This is a genomic window from Nitrospirillum karajorum, assembly GCF_036348415.1.
Taxonomy (GTDB): Bacteria; Pseudomonadota; Alphaproteobacteria; order Azospirillales; family Azospirillaceae; genus Nitrospirillum; species Nitrospirillum amazonense_B.
The window spans coordinates 603,251-620,353 of sequence record NZ_JAZBQB010000001.1 but is presented as its reverse complement, the minus strand read 5'-3'; the positions used below and the strand labels follow the sequence as shown (position 1 = coordinate 620,353).

At 66.1% G+C, this 17,103-nt stretch carries 15 protein-coding genes; 6 read left to right on the top strand and 9 right to left on the bottom strand.

The genetic code is table 11. From position 1 onward, the window contains the following. Positions 1 to 9: 9 nt before the first annotated feature. From UCD39_RS02740 to UCD39_RS02730, 3 genes are all read right to left on the bottom strand, one after another. Complete coding sequence (locus UCD39_RS02740; RefSeq protein ID WP_330494596.1) at positions 10 to 1,188, bottom strand: hypothetical protein; 1,179 nt, start codon at positions 1,186 to 1,188, stop codon at positions 10 to 12. A gap of 405 nt (positions 1,189 to 1,593) precedes the next feature. Beyond that, complete coding sequence (locus UCD39_RS02735) at positions 1,594 to 1,926, bottom strand: hypothetical protein (RefSeq protein WP_330494595.1); 333 nt, start codon at positions 1,924 to 1,926, stop codon at positions 1,594 to 1,596. A gap of 263 nt (positions 1,927 to 2,189) precedes the next feature. Then, a complete protein-coding gene (locus tag UCD39_RS02730; protein WP_330494594.1) occupies positions 2,190 to 2,543 on the bottom strand; it encodes a hypothetical protein in 354 nt (117 codons plus the stop codon). A gap of 128 nt (positions 2,544 to 2,671) precedes the next feature. Here UCD39_RS02730 and UCD39_RS02725 point away from each other — a divergent pair, with 128 nt between their 5' ends. Continuing rightward, a complete protein-coding gene (locus tag UCD39_RS02725) occupies positions 2,672 to 3,229 on the top strand; it encodes a DNA-3-methyladenine glycosylase I (RefSeq protein ID WP_330494593.1) in 558 nt (185 codons plus the stop codon). Here the strand turns inward: UCD39_RS02725 and UCD39_RS02720 are convergent, their stop codons facing one another. Further along, positions 3,230 to 4,123 (bottom strand): LysR family transcriptional regulator, encoded by an 894-nt coding sequence (locus UCD39_RS02720; RefSeq protein WP_330494592.1) that lies wholly within the window; start codon positions 4,121 to 4,123, stop codon positions 3,230 to 3,232. A 202-nt stretch (positions 4,124 to 4,325) separates the two neighbouring features. Here UCD39_RS02720 and UCD39_RS02715 point away from each other — a divergent pair, with 202 nt between their 5' ends. From UCD39_RS02715 to UCD39_RS02705, 3 genes are read left to right on the top strand one after another with little or no spacing between them, the layout of a single operon-like run. Further along, on the top strand, positions 4,326 to 5,108 hold the full coding sequence (locus tag UCD39_RS02715; RefSeq protein WP_330494591.1) for a glycosyltransferase family 2 protein: 783 nt from the start codon (positions 4,326 to 4,328) through the stop codon (positions 5,106 to 5,108). Then, complete coding sequence (locus UCD39_RS02710; protein WP_330494590.1) at positions 5,108 to 5,833, top strand: TVP38/TMEM64 family protein; 726 nt, start codon at positions 5,108 to 5,110, stop codon at positions 5,831 to 5,833. Before UCD39_RS02715 ends, UCD39_RS02710 begins: the two co-directional genes overlap by 1 nt. After that, positions 5,826 to 7,295: a DUF2142 domain-containing protein gene (locus UCD39_RS02705; protein ID WP_330494589.1), complete on the top strand. Its 1,470-nt coding sequence runs from the start codon at positions 5,826 to 5,828 to the stop codon at positions 7,293 to 7,295. Before UCD39_RS02710 ends, UCD39_RS02705 begins: the two co-directional genes overlap by 8 nt. 695 nt (positions 7,296 to 7,990) lie before the next feature. Here the strand turns inward: UCD39_RS02705 and UCD39_RS02700 are convergent. After that, the gene (locus UCD39_RS02700; protein WP_330494588.1) at positions 7,991 to 9,283 is read right to left on the bottom strand and encodes an NCS2 family permease; all 1,293 of its coding nucleotides are present in this window, start codon (positions 9,281 to 9,283) and stop codon (positions 7,991 to 7,993) included. 86 nt (positions 9,284 to 9,369) lie between these two features. On the opposite strand from UCD39_RS02700, the gene UCD39_RS02695 reads away from it, so the two are divergent. Beyond that, entirely contained in the window at positions 9,370 to 9,852 is a 483-nt protein-coding gene (locus UCD39_RS02695) for a hypothetical protein (RefSeq protein WP_330494587.1), read from the top strand. Between the two features lie 134 nt (positions 9,853 to 9,986). On the opposite strand, the gene UCD39_RS02690 is transcribed toward UCD39_RS02695, so the two are convergent. Next, a complete protein-coding gene (locus tag UCD39_RS02690; RefSeq protein WP_330494586.1) occupies positions 9,987 to 11,066 on the bottom strand; it encodes a lipase family protein in 1,080 nt (359 codons plus the stop codon). Positions 11,067 to 11,407: 341 nt separating this feature from the next. On the opposite strand from UCD39_RS02690, the gene UCD39_RS02685 reads away from it, so the two are divergent. After that, positions 11,408 to 13,237 (top strand): DUF885 domain-containing protein, encoded by a 1,830-nt coding sequence (locus UCD39_RS02685; protein WP_330494585.1) that lies wholly within the window; start codon positions 11,408 to 11,410, stop codon positions 13,235 to 13,237. A gap of 228 nt (positions 13,238 to 13,465) precedes the next feature. Here the strand turns inward: UCD39_RS02685 and UCD39_RS02680 are convergent, their stop codons facing one another. The 3 genes from UCD39_RS02680 to UCD39_RS02670 form a co-directional block, all read right to left on the bottom strand. Then, the gene (locus UCD39_RS02680; RefSeq protein WP_330494584.1) at positions 13,466 to 15,106 is read right to left on the bottom strand and encodes a methyl-accepting chemotaxis protein; all 1,641 of its coding nucleotides are present in this window, start codon (positions 15,104 to 15,106) and stop codon (positions 13,466 to 13,468) included. Between the two features lie 258 nt (positions 15,107 to 15,364). Beyond that, complete coding sequence (locus UCD39_RS02675; RefSeq protein WP_330494583.1) at positions 15,365 to 15,853, bottom strand: hypothetical protein; 489 nt, start codon at positions 15,851 to 15,853, stop codon at positions 15,365 to 15,367. A 176-nt stretch (positions 15,854 to 16,029) separates the two neighbouring features. Further along, complete coding sequence (locus tag UCD39_RS02670) at positions 16,030 to 17,013, bottom strand: helix-turn-helix domain-containing protein (RefSeq protein WP_330494582.1); 984 nt, start codon at positions 17,011 to 17,013, stop codon at positions 16,030 to 16,032. Between the last annotated feature and the right edge of the window lie 90 nt (positions 17,014 to 17,103).

Below are 17,103 nucleotides of genomic sequence, written 5' to 3'. Positions count from 1 at the left end.
CCGGTATGATCAGGGGGAGATGGGGGCAAATCCCATTTGACCAACCTGGGCATCAGCATAGAGCTGGAAGCCCCGCAGGATATGAATGCCGGTATTGGTCCAGTTGTCACCGGCGCGCGGAGCAACAAAGGCTGGTGCCAGCAAAGTTTCTTTCTTGCCGGAACCATAATTGGTTGCCAGGGCGCCCGGATAGTCAGCGGCCCGGCCAACGCTGGTGGGGCCGGTGGCCTTGAACGAATATGTCAAGGCAGGCTGGTTCGGGTCCGGTAAATCGTCAACCGTTGTCGAAACGGTGATCGTATAGGAACCCTCGGTCACGCCTTCGCCGCTGCCCATCATCATAAAAGTAATGCCCGTATCAATGATGATATTAGCCATTGTCGGAATGCTGTTCGGCAGCGTCAGGGGCGGCGTGCTGGGCGGCGTGGCCGGCTGGATCGTAATGGTACCAACCGGCGTAGCGAAAATGCCGGGATTGACACCGGAATTCTCCGCCGGTCCAGCTCCCTTCGGGTCGGGGTTCGCCCCCAGCTTCTGGAATGCGAAGGCCGAAGGCAGGTCGTCCGGCGTGATCCCCAATGTAATGCCGTCTTGATTGATCAGATAGGACGGGTAGAGGCTGGTGCCATCAACCAAACTGGCATTGACAAAGGTATTTGTGCCCATGTTGGGACGGCCAAACCCGACACCCATCATCAGCGGCCCCCCTGTGGTCGGCCCGGTCACCGTGGCGGACTTTGAGCCGCTTTTCATGAAATGCTTCGGCACAATCCCAAGGACAACGGCATTTTTGACAAGCGCTGCCGCCGTGCCATCCTTATTCACACCAAGGCCCAATTGGGCTACCTTGTAGTAGAAACCATATTCTGATTTGCTATCTGAGGAATAAGTTATACTGCCAGGCCCAATATATTCAACCCCCGCCAGCAGCGTTCCTGTGATACTGGTTGGCACCATATATTCGGTGGCCGCGCCCGCTGCGGCATCTTCTTTACTTTTTTCAGTCTTCGTTTCGTAATGGACGGTATATTCACCTTTAACAAACAGATTTCCGACATTAATCACACAGCCTTGAGAGCCGGTATCGACCTGCACTAGCATATGCGGGGAAGCAGCGGCCGGCTGTGTCGGCTGTATCATCCAGGGCAACAAGGAAACAATAGGCGGTGTCATGACCGCGATCATCATATCGATACCCTGATGATCCCAGTTTGAGCCGGGTGTCCAGACGTTAATCGGCTTAGGGTAGCTAGTCATTTTTATCCCGCATCGAATATGTTTGCGATGTGGGAAGTTTAAGTGGTTAGCTGGCGCTCACAACTATAAACTGAGCGCGTCAACATTGATCACAATTCAATTTATTTCAACACTTGCCAATCTTCGCCTAATGCGTGTGGCGTATGATCGCGACCGCTCAAACGCCCCCTTGCGTCCAGCTTGCCGTCTTCCCATGCCGTGTGACGGATGGGAGATGCGCGGAGATCCGGTGGCCACCAGATCTCCGCGTGCGGCGGGCGGCGCCCGCCGTTGCGGGCTACAGCGGCAAGGGCCTTATCTAGGGCCGCTAGTATTAGCGCCGGTTTGACCGCTGGCTCAGCGCCAGTGACCTTCCACCCACAAGTGACGACCGTCCGGGCCCGTGCGCCAGTGGCCGGGCACCCAATGGGCGCGGGGATGCGGCGGGGCGGCGTAGTGCCCCTCCACCCAATCCCAATGGTCGTGCCAGGCCCAGTGGCCACCCACCCAGATATGGCCCGGCTCCGGCGGCGGGGGAATCACCTCATGGCGCGGCGGCGGGGGCGCCTCGCGCACCCACAGGTCGATGCCGACCTGGGCGGCGGCGGGTGTGGCGCTGGCGATGGTCAGGCCGCCGGCGATGGCCACGGTCAACGCCGCGGCGCCGATGGTGGTGCTGGCGGACTTCATGATGGACTTCATCGGGTCACCTCGTGGTTGATGGGCCAATTGTCATTGGCGCACCAGTGCTACGAAGGATGACGACAGATCCCGTCATCATTCGTCCGGTAATCGCCATGCGTCTGGCCTTCACCGGCAATAAGCGCAAGGATAGATGGCAGAATGGTGGCGAAGATGGCGCCCCATTCGGCCTTCATACCCATCAATACTCATATCCAATGAGGATTCCCATTATTGCTTACAGCGTAAGATCGCGATTATTAGCGTTTTTGTCACGATCCTAGCAGTGTGAGCTGCTGTGCACCCTGGATCAGCATCAGGACGCCCATCACTGCCACTCCGCCCAGGCAGCCCAGGATGATGGCATAGCCGCCATAGAAGAAGGGGTGGGGCGGGCGGCCGTTACGGATCATCTGGCGGGCCAGCAGGAAGAACATCCAAATGCCGGAGCAGGATGCGCCCACGCCGAAAACCAGGCGCAGCACCAGCACGACGGCCATGGTGCCGCCGATGAGGCCGGCGGCCACGCTGATGGCGATCAGGGTGATGAAAAAGGCCAGGACGTTGCGAAGCAGGCGGCGACGGGCGGCGGGCGACAGGGTCGGGGTCATGGGACGGGGCGGCACTCGATTTCCAGGGGAGGGCGGGGGATTCAGGTTTCCTCCCGCCGCGTCCCCTTCTAGCATTCACCGGCGCCGTCCTCCTACCCCCGTCCTCCCACTCGTTGCCACGCCTCAGCCGGGAATCACGCCCCATGTCGGGATATTGCGCCATCGCGTCAGGCCACCCCTTCCATGGCCCCTATCATGACCGGGAACATGGCCATCCCACCATGGATGAGGCCGTGTTGTTCGAGCGGCTGATGCTGGAGGTAAACCAGGCGGGTCTGTCCTGGCTGGTGGTCTTGCGCAAGCGCGCGGCCTTCAACGCCGCCTTTCACGGCTTCAACGTGGATGCCGTGGCCGCCATGACACCGGAGGATGTTGAGCGCCTGATGCAGGACGCCGGCATCGTGCGCAACCGACTGAAGATCGAGGCCGCCCTCTACAACGCCCGCGTCATCCAGGGGCTCCGCGCCAGCCATGGTGGCTTCGCCGGCTGGCTGGCTGCCCACCACCCGCTGACCAAGGCGGAGTGGGTCAAGCTGTTTCGCCGCACGTTCCGCTTCACCGGCGGGGAGATCGTGGGCGAGTTCCTCATGAGCATCGGCTATCTGCCCCTGGCCCACGCGCCGGATTGCCCGGTGGAGCAGGAGCTGGCCAAGCTGGGCCAGCCTTGGCGTGAAGCCGCGGCGGCAGGGTTCGTCTACTGATCACCCCGCCGCGCGGAACGCGGCCACCAGCGTGGCCAGCGCCGCCCGGCTGCGCCGGTCGCTGACGGCGGAGCGCAGCACCACGGCAGCGCTGGGCAGGGCCGGCAATCCATAACGCTCCCCCACATCGACGGCACCCAGGGGGGCCGCGCGGGGGGCCAGGGCGGCCACGCCCAGCCCAGCCAGCACCGCCGCCCCCACGGCGGCCACGCCACCGCCCACGAACACCTCGGTCCAGGGGATGCCGGCGGCGTCCAATGCCCGCAGGGCGTGGCCGCGCACGCCGCAGGGCGCCGACAGCGTGGCGATGGGCAAGGGGGCCGCTACGGGCGGTTCCCATCCCGGTGCGGCGAACCAGCACAGCGGGTCGGTGAACAGCAACTCCCCCGCCTCGGCGGGCGGGTCCGATTGCCGGCCGTCCAGGGGCGGTTCCAGGCGCAGGATGGCGGCGTCCAATTCCCCTTGTTCCAGCAGGCCACCCAGGTGGCGGGACGCGGCGATGCGCACCTCCATCACCAGGGTGGGATCGCGGCCTTGCAGGCGGGCCAGCAACTCCGGCAGGTCGCGGCCGGCCACATGATCGCTGATCCCGATGACCAGGCGGTGCGGCGCCTGCTCCAGGCCGGCCAGCGCCTGGTCATGCGCCGCCAGCAACCGCCGCGCGGGGTCCAGGAAAGCGGCGCCCTGGGACGACAGGCGCACCTGGCGGGGTGTGCGCTCCAGCAGGCGGTGGCCCAGCCTGTCCTCCAGCCGTTTCAGCTTCAGGCTGATGGCGGACTGCGTGGTCCCCATGGCCTCCGCCGCGCGGGTGAAGCTGCGCAGCGTGGCTACCAGCACGAAGGCGTGCACGGCGTCCAGGTCCAAGGGGCGGAAAGGGGCGGCGGCGATGGTCATCGAGATTTCAATCTAAAATCAATTTCTGCCCAAGGATTTTATTTGGAAATGGCTGGCGGGTCCACCCTGCGGCGTCGTGTCCATCGCCAGTTTCGCCGTTGGCCTCCGTATAACCAGGGCGGTGCCGGGTTGGGCGTCGCCGCGTGCTTTTGGAGCCGGACGCTGACGCCGTTCGGTTCGCCACCCCTATACCGGCCACCCGATGCTGCATCACAAGAAGGTCGCCGTCGTCCTGCCCGCCTACAATGCGGAGCGGACCCTGCGGCAAACGTTCGACGAAATCCCCAAGGATATCGTCGACGACATCATCCTGACCGATGACGCCAGTTCCGACGCCACCGTGCGGCTGGCGCGCGAATTGGGCATCCATACGCTGCGGCATGACCGCAACCGCGGCTATGGCGGCAACCAGAAGACCTGTTACCAGGCGGCGCTGGCGCGGGGGGCGGATATCATCATCATGCTGCACCCCGATTACCAGTATACGCCCAAGCTGGTGACGGCCATGGCGTCGATGATCGCGTCGACGGAATATGACGTGGTGCTGGCCTCCCGCATCCTGGGGAAGGGTGCCCTGGCGGGTGGCATGCCCCTTTACAAATACGTGGCCAACCGCGTCCTGACGTGGGCGGAGAACTGGCTGGTGGGCCAGAAGCTGTCGGAGTACCACACCGGCTATCGGGCCTGGAGCCGGGAGGCGCTGGCCCGCCTGCCGCTGCTGCGCTGTTCCGACGACTTCGTCTTCGACAACCAGATGCTGGTTCAGGCCATCGCCCAGGGCCTGAAGATCGGGGAGATTTCCTGCCCCACCAAGTACTTTCCCGAGGCGTCCAGCATCAACCTGCGGCGCAGCATCGTCTATGGCTTGGGCGTCCTGCGGACGGCGCTGGCTTATCGCCTTCACCGCATGGCCGTTGTGGCCAGCCCCCTGTTTGCCAAGGCGGACGACGGCCGCCTGCCGGCGGGGGAACCCCGGTGCGGGTGATGGGCCTATCGTCGCGCCGCAGCCTGACGCTGGCGGCCACGGGCCTGCCGCTGCTGGCCATGGCGGGGGCGCTTCTGGCCGCGCGGACGGACTTGTTGCCCCTGCTGGCGGCTTTGCCCGGGGTGATGCGCGCGGCCGGCGTGGCCGGCTGGCTGGGTCTGCTGCTGCTCCAGGTTCTAGTGGCGGCCAGCGGTGTGCTGCCGGCGGCGTTGATCGGCCTGGCCGCCGGTGCCGCCTACGGCGTAGCGATGGGCTTCCCCTTGGCGGCGCTCAGCCTGATGGCGGGGGCCTTGCTGACCTTCATGCTCAGCCGGTCCCTGTTCCGCCCCTGGGTGGCGCGGCTGCTGCCGGGGCGGCCCCGGCTGGCGGCCTTGGATGGCCTGGTCGCGGGGGACGGTTGGCGCCTGGTTTGCCTGCTGCGGCTGTCGCCGGTCATGCCCTTCGCCGTGACCAGCTACGCGCTGGGCCTGTCCTCCATCACCCCGGGGGCCTATCTGGCCGGCACCCTGGCCTCGCTGCCGGCGTTGCTGGGCTATGTCGTGGCCGGCCAGGTCGCGGACACGCTGCTGCGCGACTGGGGGACGGGGGCAGCCCCGTGGCGCTTGGCCCTGCTGGCCGTTGGCGGGGGCGCCACCATTCTCGCCACTTTGCGTCTGGGCCGCCTGCTGCGTCGCGCCGGCCTTCTGGGCGGTATGCCCACCGAACAGGATCAGCCCGGTGCCTAAGATCACGTCCCGCCTTTTGCCAGTGCTGCTGTTCCTGGCGGTGGCGCTGCCCACCTGCCTGGTGTTCGCCTTCCGGGTGCCGCCTGGGCAGGTCGCCGATGAACCAGGGCACATCGCCCGCGCGGACAGCCTGGCCTCGGGCCAGCTTGCCGGCCGCCGGGGGCCGCAACCGCAGCCCGACGGCACCACCGCCATCGTCGCCGGCGTCATGGCCGACCCCGCCTTCATGCAGGTGGCCACCATGGTATCCCCACATACCCAGGTGATAGACCCGTCGCGCCTGGCCTGGGCCCGCGCGCTGGGGTGGCAGGGGCCGCGCGTCTTCGTCGGCCTCAACACCATCGCCACCTACATGCCGGTGTTCTATCTGCCGGCGGTGGCGGGCATGCAGGTCGCCCGCGTCCTGGGGGCTGGGCCGTTCGACGCCATCCTGGCCGGGCGCTTGGCCAATGTCGCGGCCTTCCTGGTGCTGGCCGGTACCGCACTGGCCGTGGCCCGCCGGGGCCACGGCTTGCTGTTCTGCATGCTGGCGGTGCCCATGACCCTGTCGCTGGCCGCCTCATTCAACCAGGATTGTCTGATCATCGCCGCCGTGGCGCTGGCCGCCGCCCTGGTGACGCGGGGGGAGGGGGCGGCGAACCCGGCTGCAACCACGCCCTACCGCTTGGCCGCCTTGCTGCTGGCCATGGTCATCGCCGTGAAGCCGCCCTACCTGCCGCTGGTGGCGCTGTTGCTGCTGCCCTTGCCGGCGTCCTGGCAGGCGCTGGGGCAGGCGCTGGGGCAGGCGCTGGGGACGCCGCCGGCCCGTGGGCCCTTGTTGCGGCGTCTGGCCCTGGCGGGCCTGGCGCTGCTGCCCATGATGGCGTGGGGCCTGCTGGTGCAGCGGGGCCTGGCCACGGCCATTCCCCGGCCCGCTTACGAGGCCGGGCTGATCTGGCCCGGTCCGCGCCCGGCCGTCTTCCATGGAACCGACGCGGCGGCCCAGATCCAGGTTCTGCTGGCGGCGCCGTGGCGCGTGGTGACACTGGTTTGGCACACCTTGCGCATCCCCCGCCACTTCACCGGCCTGTTTTTCGAGAGCATCGCCATGCTCGGTTGGCTGGATCTGCGTTTGCCCAAGACGGTGTACGCCGCCTGGACCCTGGCCCTGGCCGTCGCGGCATGGCTGGACATGCGGCTGGACAGGGGGGGCGACCGGCGCTGTGCGCCGCTTGGGGCCGCGTGCGCTGGACGGAGGTGGCGCTGCTGGCCCTGGCCGCCGGCGTGGCGGTGGAAGGGATCTTCCTGTCCCAGTACCTCACTTGGACCAACGTCGGCTGGCCCACGGTCGATGGCCCGCAGGGGCGCTATTTCCTGCCCCTGTTCCCACTGTTCATCCTGGCCCTGCCGCGTCCCCCGGCCGCGACGGCCGGGCGGCCGCCCCGCCTGCTGGGCTTGGCGCCCACGGCGGCGGCGTTGCTGACGCTGGCATTGCTGCCCGCGGCATTGGCGGCTGCCTATTATCCGGGCTGAGGTCGGTCACGGCTTGCTTCTGCCGTAAAATTGATCATCAGCGGGGCGCGGAAGAGGTATCACCGCCCCCTGTGCCCCCTCGTTGGCGGAGGGGGGCGCGAGAAACGGCTCGGCCGTTTCGCCTAGCCAGGGCGCGGGCATTCTGCGCCGCAGCATCAAATCGGAATGATTCGGGGGTGATTCTATTGCGGTGCGGAGCGATTCCGCAGGGTGGCAACAGCGGGATTGCTCAATAAAAGGGCAATTTGCCGGCTATATTGTAATCAATCGAACGCCGATTGTGCAAAAGCACAGAAAAAGCACAAAAAGAAAGGCCAGCCTTCTGTTAAGGCTTGCCTTTCGGAAACTCGGCGTAGCATTATCCAAGCGTTGGAGGGTACATCCCCCTCTAACATTGAGTCGCTTGGTGGCGATTCCTCCCTAAACTCAAGGCCGCGCCGCGCTTCAGCGAGCGCGGTCTTTTTTATGCCCTTGCGTTTACGAGGGCGGAGTATAGGGAGACGAAACCATTCCGTCATCTGTTTTTTGATCATTTTCAAGGCACGATGCCTCAAAGGCGGCCTTTCGGGTCAAAAACGACGCCCAATCATAAATTTTACTCAACGAAAGACCAGGAATTATCTTGGCTGATCAAGGCCCTGGCATTTAAGCCAGGGCGAAGCGCAGCACAAAGAGTGCTGCCAGAATGGGCAGTGCGATCCCCAGCTCGCGGCCCTTTCCGGTCAGCAGCTTGATGGCGCAATGGGCGATCAGCCCAAAGGCGATGCCGTCGGCGATGGAAAAGGTGAAGGGCATGGCCAGGGCCGTGATCACCGCCGGAACCGAGTCGGTGACATCGTCCCACGCGATCTCCGCCAGGCCGCGCACCATCAGGCAGGCGACGTAGAACAGGGCCGGGGCCGTGGCGTAGCCGGGAATGGCGGCCGCCAGGGGCGACAGGAACAGGGCCGCCAGGAACAGCAGGCCGACAACCACGGCGGTCAGGCCGGTGCGCCCGCCGGCGAAGGTGCCGGCCGCGCTCTCGATATAGGCGGTGACGGTCGACGTGCCCAAGGCCGCGCCGGCGGTGGTGGCCAGGCTGTCGGCCAGCAGGGCGCGCTTCAGCCGGGGAAGGCGGCCTTGGCCGTCCAGCAGCCCGGCGCGGTGCGACACGCCCACCAGCGTGCCGGCGGTATCGAACAGGTCGACGAACAGGAAGGCGAAGATGATGGCGGTCAGCCCCATCTTGAAGGCGCCGGCGACATCCATCTGCAGCAGCGTTGGGGCGGGATTGGGCGGCAAGGAGACGGGGCTGGCGATCATGGGCGTGACGCCCAGGACCATGCCGGCCAGGGCCGTACCGACGATGGCGATGACCACGGCGCCGGTGACGCCGCGCGCCACCAGCACCACCAGGGCCAGGAACCCGGCGCAGGCCAACAGGGCCTGTGGCTTGCCCAGCGGCCCCAGCGTCACCATGGTGGCGGGATGGGCGGCCACGATACCGGCGTTCTGCAGGGCGATCAGGCCCAGGAACAGGCCGATGCCGGCGGAGATAGCGTGCTTCAGCCCCGTCGGGATAGCGTTGACGATGGCCTCGCGCACCGGCAGCAGGCTCAGGATTGTGAAACCAACACCTGACAGGAACACCGCCCCCAGCGCCACCGGCCAGGGGTAGCCCATGCCGCCCACGACCGAATAGGCGAAATAGGCGTTCAGGCCCATGCCTGGGGCCAGGGCGATGGGATAGTTGGCGTACAGCCCCATGATGAAGCAGCCCAAGGCGGAGGCCAGGCAGGTGGCCACGAACACGGCCCCGGGGTCCATGCCGGCCTTGCCCAGCACCTGGGGGTTCACGAAGATGATGTAGGCCATGGTCAGGAAGGTGGTGACACCGGCCAGGATCTCTGTCCGGACGGTGGTGCCGTGCGGCGTCAGCCCGAAAAAACGATCAAGCAAAGGAAGCCCCCGGGGTTATTCTTGGGAAAGCGCGCCGAGACCCCCATGGTCGGCGCGGAGGCCCCTGCCAAGCAAGGACAATGCCGATGCGGCGGATCGCTGTTGTGATGGGCGGGCTGCTGGCGCTGGCGGCGACGGACGCCGCCTGTGCCCAGGGCACGGCATCGAACCAGGGCGTGGCATCGAAGGTCGGCCCCGGCGTCCCGCCACCGCCCGGCCTGACCATCGCCGTCGACCCCGCCGCCTGCCAATGGGCGGTACGGCATCAGCCGGCCCCCGACGTCGCCTACCAGCCCGGCGTGGACGTGGATGGCAACCCGGTGGTGCCCGCCGACCTGGACGGCGGCCCCCGCGCGCAGCCGCCCCAGCGCATCGAGATTCCGCTGACCGCCCGCCTGGCCCGCGCCTTGCCGCGCCCCGCAGGCACTGTCCGCCCCCGGGCCGACGCTTATTTGGGGCTGCTGACGGTGGAGGGTGACCAAGTGCTGTTCAACGGCCAGCCGCTGACCGACCCGGCGGAAGACGAGCTGGCGGCCCTGTGCCGGGAGCAGGGCCTGGCGGGGCGGTGACGAAGCGGAACCACAGCGGTTACAGCGCGGTTTGGGGGGCGACACGACCCGCGCAACCATCTGCCCACCGCGGATGAGAGTTGGGATCACGCCCCGGCGGGCACGGCCGGGGCGTGATCCCTTCCCCATGTTTGTCAGGCAGCTCCGCGATCGATTTGGCGGCTGACGTCCACCAGCCTACGGGCGGACCCGAGTTGAGCCCGAAGCTTGGCCCGGCCGTCTTTGGGCCGCAGGGCCGGGCGCGGCGGCGCCACGATAACGGACTGGCCGCCGAGCAGGGTCATGTAGGTCGCAGTGTGGTGCTGCAACGCGGCCTCTTCATACCAGGTGCCCCCGCCCTGGAAGGTGCCGGGGAGAGAGGCGTTGTTGGTGGGCGGCTGAGCGTAGCCCACCTCGTAATACAGCATCGCGGCCTCAAACCCGATCAGCGCGACTTCCACCAAGTCGGGGGTCGTCAGGCCGTAGGGGTCATAAACGGTTTCGACGCCCCAAAGGTCGCTCCAGGCCTTGGGCGCAATGTCCAGCGTATTGAAATACCGCAGGAAATACGGGAACGTGTCCGAAAAATACTGGGCGAAGGCGGTGTTGCCGGCTGTGGGCCCGGCGAAGGTGGCGGGCACGATAGGGCCGGTGAGCCCCTGTTGCGCCAGCGTTCCCTTCAACCATGGCGCTACCACGGTGGACAGGCAGGCCCCCAGGCTGTGCCCGGTGACGACCAGCACTGGCGTATTGTTTTTGGGGTCGCCGACATAGCCGGCCACGTACTCCAGCAAACTTTGCCCGCCTGACCTCAGGCCCTGGATGTTTTCCAGCCCGTCCAGCGTGCCCTGTGCCACAAGCACGCCGCTGGGCGCCGACCAGGGCAGGGGCACCTGATTGGTGACGTCCAGATCCTCCCATATCTGTTCAAGGATGCCCAAGCCATTGTCGATGTTGACGTCCGTGCCACGAATCACCACGGCGGTGAACACCGGCAGCCCAGGCCCGTAGAAATAATTGGCGACGAAGGCCAGATTGGCCTGGTCGGCAGTCTGTGCCGGGCCCCAGCCGCACTGCCAGCTGCCGCCGGCATTCAGGGTGGGCAGTTGCGCCACCAAGGTGGGAATGGTGGCGGGCGCTTGATAGGACAACTGGCACAGCTGCAGATAGCTGACGGCGAACGGGTTGGTCGGTCCCGGCTGCAAGGCCGCTTGTTTCAACGCGTCTATGGTCATGATCCCTCCAAGAAGATGAGGGGGTGCCTCTCCAGGTTGGGTCGAATGGCCTGATGTGCGCTGGAAAGAGGACGCTGGTGCGGGCACCCCGCGATCCAGGCGATTGGCTGAGCTATGCGCTTGCGGTTTATAGCCGTTCGTATCTTGCTCGTTTTGAGCACGATTGCTGCCAATCGCCCACAAGAAAATAAATCAAATGCGGAAACAGATAAACGTATAACGTGTATCGCTGACGGATGGCCGCCTCACCTTTCGGGCTGTAACCATTCCGTTACTGGCCTGTCCTTTTGCCCCCTTGCCCAGGGGGCTAGTCTGAATTCCCACAGCAAGAAGGGGATCCCATGTTCAATCGTCGCGCCTTCCTGGCCGCCAGCGCCGCCTCCGTCGCCCTGGCCACGGTTCGTCCCGGCCTCGCGGCCGACAAGGCTCCGGGAGGAGGGGCCGCCGCCGCCAGCCTGAACCAGTTGTTGGACACCTTCTTCCAGGAGGATTTGCGGCGCAGCCCGGAGGGCGCCACCCTGGCGGGCATGGACACCGGCAAGCTGGCCGGCCTGCGCGCCAAGCTGGACGACCGCAGCCCCGCGGGGCGCAAGGCCGATGCCGCCGCCACCGAAAGCCAGCTGCGCCGTCTGCGTGCGCTCGACCGCAAGGCGCTGACCGACATCGATGCCGTGAACTACGACAGCGTGGACTATGTCCTGGCCGACGCGGTGGAGAGCAACCGGAAATTCCCCTTCGGCTCCGGCGGGTCACCCTATGAGCTGTGCCAGCTGCAGGGTTCTTACCAGTCCATCCCCAACTTCCTGGACGTGCACCACCCCATCGAGGGTAAGGCCGACGCCGACGCCTACCTGGCGCGGCTGGAGGCGTTCGCCGGCACGCTGGATACCGAGACGGCGCAGTTCCGGCAGGACGCCGCCCACGGCATCCTGGCCGCCGACTTCATGCTGGACACCACCTTGACGCAATTGCGGGCACTGCGGGTGGACGCGGGCGCGTCCGGCCTGGTGTCGTCCGTAGCCCGGCGGGCGAAGGAGAAGGGGCTGGGCGACGCCTATGGCGCCCAGGCCGCCAAGATCTACACCGACAAGGTGGGGCCGGCGCTGGACCGGCAGATCGCGGCGGTGGCGGCCGCCCGCAAGACGGCCACGCACGACGCCGGCGTCTGGCACATCAAGGATGGCGAGGCCTGGTACGCCCAGGGCCTGAAGTCCAGCACCACCACCACCCTGTCCCCGGATGAGGTGCACCAGATCGGCCTGGACCAGGCCAAGGAGATCGGGGCGCGGCTGGAAACCCTGCTGGCCGCCCAGGGACTGACCCAGGGCACGGTGGCGGAGCGCATCAAGGCGCTACGCGCCCGCCCCGACAGCACCTATCCCAACACCGACGCCGGCAAGGCCCAGCTGATCGCCGACCTGCAGGTGAAGCTGGACGAGATGGCTGGGCGCCTGCCGCGCATGTTCCGCGACATTCCCAAGGCCAAGGCCCGCGTGCAGCGCGTGCCGCCGGCCGTTGAGACCGGCGCGCCGCTGGCCTATTACGAATCCCCGCCGCTGGAGGGGGAGCGGGTGGGCACCATCTACTTCAACCTGCACGACACGGCTGAATGGCCCAAATGGTCGCTGCCCACCACCGTTTATCACGAGGGCATTCCCGGCCATCACCTGCAAGGCTGCATCGCGCAGGAAACCAAGGGCATCCCGCTCTATCGCGCCAACATGTTCTTCTCGGGCTATGGTGAGGGCTGGGCGCTGTATGCCGAGCAGTTGGCCGACGAGCTGGGCATGTACGATGCCGATCCGCTGGGCCGCATCGGCTACCTGAAGTTCCTGCTGTTCCGGGCCGGCCGCTGCGTCATCGACACCGGCATGCACCACAAGCGCTGGGGCCGGGAACAGGCCATCAAATACATGGTGGACCTGACCGGCGACACCGAGAGCGCCATGACGCGCGAGACCGACCGCTACTGCGCCTGGCCTGGCCAGGCGTGCAGCTACAAGATCGGCCACACGCTGTGGAACCGGCTGCGCGATCAGGCGCGGACGGCGCTGGGCGACAAGTTCGACATCAAGGACTTCCACCAGGTGGGCCTGAACTCCGGCGCCGTGCCGCTGGACGTGCTGCAAACCATGGTGGGGGACTACATCGCCCGCGTGCAGAGGGGCTGAGCCCGTTCCCGGGCCCGGACCATCGCGTCCGGGCCCGGATTGGTCGGGCGGTGGCGGGCCCGTCTTATACCAGCGGCACGAGATAGTGACTCGTGCCACTGTAGGCCCCGACGGGGGCCGCCGGAGCGAGCACCGCAGGGCGCAGCGAGGACAAGCCTAGGCGGACTAATGTCCGCCGCCCGGCGCTTGAGGGTGCATTTGAGAGGTCACGATCAAATGCCGCGCGTATTACGCCACCTTGGTGTCCGCCAGGAACGTCTCCACTAGGCCGCGCATCTTTTCCGCCTCCCGCGCCATGGAGGTCGCGGCCATCAGCACGTCATGGGCGGAATGCCCCGTCTCATCCGCGGCGGCGGAAACGCCCTGGATGTTGCGGGTGACGCTGTCGACGCCCATCGCGGCCTGTTGGGCGTTGCGGGCGATCTCCTGCGTGGCGGCTCCCTGCTGCTCCACCGCCGAGGCGATGGTGGTGGCGATGCCGTTGATGGCCTCGATGGTGCCGGAGATGGCGCCGATCGCGCTCACCGCCTCCCGCGTGGCGCCCTGTACGGTAGCGATCTGGGCACTGATCTCCTCGGTGGCCTTGGAGGTCTGGTTGGCCAGGCTCTTCACCTCGCTGGCCACGACGGCGAAGCCCTTGCCCGCCTCGCCCGCCCGGGCGGCCTCGATGGTGGCGTTCAGGGCCAGCAGGTTGGTCTGGCTGGCGATGTTGGTGATCAGGACCACGATCTCACCGATCTTCTGCGCGCTCTGTTCCAGGCCTGCCACGATGGTGCCGGTGTGGGTCGCCTGGCGTACCGCGTCGCCGGCCACAGTGGCGGCATCGGCCACCTGGCGGCTGATTTCCTGCGTGGACGATGCCAGCTCCTCCGTCGCGGCCGCGGCGGTCTGCACGTTGCTGGTCGCCTCCACGGCGGCAGCGGCGACCGCCGTCGCCTGCCGGGTGGTCTGTTCGGCGGAGGCTGACAATGAACTGGCGCTGGCCTGCATCTGGGCGGCGGCGGCGGCCACGACGCCGATGACCTCGCCGGCCTGTGCGTCGAAGCTTTGGGTCAGACGCTCCAGCACAGCGGCGCGGGCGACCCTGGCGGTCTGCTCCCTCTCCCGTTCGGCGCGCAGGCGCTCCGCCTCGCGGGCTTTGTCGCGGAAGACCAGGGCGGTCTTGGCGATATCACCGACCTCATCACCCCGCTCCGTGCCCTGGATGGTGATATCCAGCCGGCCCTGCGTCAGGTCCTGGAGATCGCGGACGATATGTCCGATGGGGATGACCAAGCCATGTCGGGCGATCAGCAGGCCGATGGCCATGCCGATGACGATGCCACCCACCGCCACGCCGATCACCATCCGGGACAAGTCACGGGCCAGCACCTGGCCATCATCCGCCACGGCGGTGCCGTCCTTGTCCAAGGCTTCCTCCAGGGTTTCGATCTGGTTGGTGAGGGATGTGGCGGCCGCGCGCGACTGCTTCACTTCGTCCAAGATTTCCTGGCGCGCGCCGTCATTTTGCAGGTTGGCATGGCGGCGGCTGACGGCGACGGTGGACTGATATTCCTTTTCATACGTGCTGAACGCCGACTTTATTTGAAGCAGCGCGGGGCGGTACCTCCCTTCCGCCTGGGTCTCCAAGGCGGTCAACGTGTCATTGAATGCCGCGATGCGTTTTTGCGCGAGGCTTGCCGCCTCATCCACCTCCGCCGGGCTGGCGGCCATGCGGTATTCAGCGCGGTTCATGAATAAGATGTTGGCCCGCAACTCGCTGGCCTGCTGCAGATTGGTGCCCATCACGTCCAGGCGCCGGGCCATCACCGACAATTTGGACATGCCGCTGTAGCCGGCGGCGGCGATGGCGATCGCGCACAGCGACATCACGGCGATCACCAAACAGAATTTAACGATGATCCTGGTGTTTACGAGCATGGATACACCCATTTAATTGATATTGATTATCGATCATCCGCCGAATTATTTTTATTGGCGGTGCGTTCGTGCGGTTTTTTAATTGATGGCGTTTGTTTTAAATTTTAAAGAGTCGAAGTCGCCGCTGCGCCGCCAATAGGGCTTTTCTGCGCTGTCGGGAAACTTGGGCAGGGGTATGGGCTGCCCAATGGCCCCCCCAAGGGGGGTTCAGTGCGGTACGTCACCCAGGAATGGCAACGCTGACGCGGTATCCGGCGTCAGGCTGAAGATGCCGATGGCCGTGGTCGCCGCGTCGCTGTCGCCATGGCGGACGGGCAGGGACAGCAGGCCATGGTTCCGTCCCGAGAGTGTCACCTCGTCATAGGCCGGCCATGACCGCGCGTTGCGCAGGTAGGATATGGAAAACGGCTGGCAAACCGCCGCATCGAAACAATTGGCTAGCATGCCGCCGGCGTTCCACCCAACATAATGCCAGCGCGGCGGCTCACGCCGGAAATCGGCCATGGCCAGGAAGTCGTGGTAACAGGGGCAGATGCGATCCAGGAACCGTGACCACGCGGGCAACGCGTCGCCCGCCGCTTTTTCCCGCAACCAGGAAGCCAGGATGTTCAGGTGGCCCGGATGCTCGACGCTTCTGAGATAGGGGGCATGGACCAAGGCCCGCGCCACCACCTCCCGATCCGTCAGGCGACTCATCACTCCCCCACCACCCAGGCCCCGATGCAACGCGGTCTCTGTTGCCGGGCCAGCATATGGAACGCCCGCCGCCGCCAGCAATTGCGGGCACGGCTGGGCCGGGGCTTCTGCACTCTTGAGCGACATTTCCTGCACGGAGCGGATGGTGCCGTACTTGGCCGCGCGTTTTGGGCGGATTATCGCAGGTGCTGGCGGCGATACACGCTTGGCGACAGCGCGAATGTTTCCAGGAAACGGCGGCTGAAGTGACTGGGATTCGCGAAGCCCGCCAGGGCGCTGATCTCGGTTATGCTCTTGGCGGAAAAGCGCGCGTCGCAGAGCAGCGACCGGGCGTAGTCCAATCGCATGGCGGTCAGCTCGCGACCGAAGCTGGTGCCCGCGGCGGCGAACAGGGCATGCAGGGTCCGTTTGGCTATGCCTTGCTGTTCGGCGAAGCGCGAGGGGGTCAGTGCCGGATCATGAAGTGTCTCGCGCATGGCGCGGCGCAGCCGGTTCAAGGTCGCGCGCTGATAACGCTTCATCTCCAGGGTGGTGTGACCGGCCGCCAGCGTCAGAAGCGCTGCGATCTGGCTGGCCACCTCGCCCGGGGGCAGGGGCAAGGTCTCCACCGTTTCCGGCGCCACCTCTTTCAGCACGCAGGTCAGCGCGCGCGCCCAGCCGGTATGGGGGTCGATGCTGGTAAGCGCCAGATCCTCCGCCTGCGGCATGCGGGCGCTCAGCCAGGCCCGTGGCATCTTCAGCGCCTTCGCCTGGGTGCGGGACGTGAAGCGCAGGGAAAACCCCGCCGCCTCGTCCATCAGGATGAACTGTCCAGCATTCAGCGGGAAATCCGTTCCGGTCGTGTCGGAAACGACGGTGGACCCGCTGTCGACATGTAAAAGGCAAAAGTCATCGACCAGGTCGCGGGCGATGTAGCGCCGGGGCCGGCAGGCCACGTAAGGGTCGACGTCCAGGGCCAGCAGCCGCACAGGCCCCAGGGACGTCGCGGTGGCCGTTGCCTGGAACGATGCCTGATGGGGGAAATCCAGCAGCAGGCCCGGTCGCCGTGCGCTCACGTCGTCGGCCCAGAATTCCTTGGCATCGCTGGGGGACAATCCCGCCGTTGATAAATGGATGTAAGGCTTCGCGGCGGCGGGGGAAGATGCGGTGGCGGAAGACATGGGAAGGCGCTCTCCGACAACCTAACTCGACCAGGGTAATCCCTTAGGTGCAAATATGTGACTTTGCGGAAAGGTCAAGATGGTCGCGTC